This is a genomic window from Arsenicibacter rosenii, assembly GCF_001870735.1.
Classification (GTDB): domain Bacteria; phylum Bacteroidota; class Bacteroidia; order Cytophagales; family Spirosomataceae; genus Arsenicibacter; species Arsenicibacter rosenii.
Genome location: NZ_MORL01000133.1, coordinates 1 through 1,510 on the forward strand (window position 1 = coordinate 1; position 1,510 = coordinate 1,510).

1 protein-coding gene and 1 pseudogene are annotated in these 1,510 nt (G+C 44.8%); both read right to left on the bottom strand.

Annotated elements, in window-relative coordinates; translation table 11 throughout:
- On the bottom strand, positions 1–636 hold a 636-nt coding region (locus tag BLX24_RS30310; protein ID WP_143092926.1), incomplete at its 3' end, for a RagB/SusD family nutrient uptake outer membrane protein.
- 11 nt (positions 637–647) lie between these two features.
- Positions 648–1,510, bottom strand: a pseudogene (locus BLX24_RS30315) (SusC/RagA family TonB-linked outer membrane protein); the annotation flags it as partial.

Here is a 1,510-nt window from a genome sequence, read left to right on the forward strand (position 1 = left end):
GTGAAATGCAGCCGCGCGGGGAATGCGTCCGTCCTTTACCTGTAGTGGCAACAAATTGACCGCCTCCTCTAAATCTTTGGCAGCAAAGTTTAATACTTCGAGCCTCGAATTTCGCACAAAATCAAATTTTGGCTCCGTAATTTTATCTTTTACGATGGGGACTCCGCCATAAATATTGGCCAAAAAATTGTAGGTGTACGCCCGGAAGAATAAAGCCTGCCCTTTAATAGTATTTAAGTCGTCAGCTTTAATGGTCAGGCCTGGCTTGGTAAGTCCATCCAGAATGGTATTGGCCCGTAACAGCATTATTTTATACGCCCAATCCCAATAAACAATGGTCGCATCCAGGTTTGAATTGAGCAGGCTATAATCTTTATTGCCCCGCGAATCATTTCGACCCCACTGGGTTTGATCAGTTCCTACCGTCATATACTCGAAATTATTCGATGCGATGATATGCTCCTGCCGTGCGCCTTCGTATAAGCCAACTACAGCAGCATCAAACCCCGCCGTGTTGGTTAGTAAGTTCTCCGGACTGAACCGATCGAGCGGCACCTCCTTGAGGAAGTCATCCTGACAGGCCGTTGACATACTAAGAAGGACACAAGTGATCAATATATTGACTGATGCTTTCATTTTTTTGACGGTTAAAAGGTCACATTAATACCTCCGATAAATGTCTTTAGCAACGGGCCATTTGTTCCGGGGTCACGCCCTCCACCCCCAAATTCAGGATCCCATCCATTCCATTTAGTCCAGGTATACAGGTTTTTGCCACTCACATATACCTGGAGCGTGGACAGTTTTAACTTCTTTATCAACGCCTCTGAAAACGTATACGATAGCGAAACATCCTGTAGCCGGGCAAAACTTCGGCTCTCATAAAAGCCATATGCCAGGGGATTCCGGTAGTTTATTCTGGGATGGGTATTAATGGGGTTTTCGGGTGTCCAGTATGGCGTATTCAGGAAATTGGCCTGATCAAAAAAGTTAGACCCGGGGTTAATCAACGGATTAGGACTGTAGCCACCTTCTCTGATATTCAGGGTTGAGGACAGGCTAAAATTTTTGTATTGAAGGATACTGGTGATTCCAAGATTGAAATTGGGCTGATTGCTGTGCAGCACAGCCCGGTCCAACGGAGTAATTTTGCCATCAGGCACGCCATTTGGCCCGCTTATATCTTTAAACTTAATATCCCCTGCTTTGGATCCGGGTATCAGGGTTAAATCATCGCCCTGCTGAAAAATACCGTCAAATACATAGTCATAATTCGCGCCGAGAGGTTTCCCTATAAACCAGCCACTGGCAATGTCATCGTCTTCTACCCCATCGTTATTAATATCGCGACCCGTTAATTGAATGATCTTGTTTCTATTGAGCGAAAAGGCAAAATTGGTATTCCAGGACCAGTTTTTCTGCTCAATGTTTCGGGTTTTAAGGTCAAGTTCAACCCCTTTATTTCTTGTTTTCCCAATATTCCGGAGGAAAACCTCAAAACCGTTGGTGT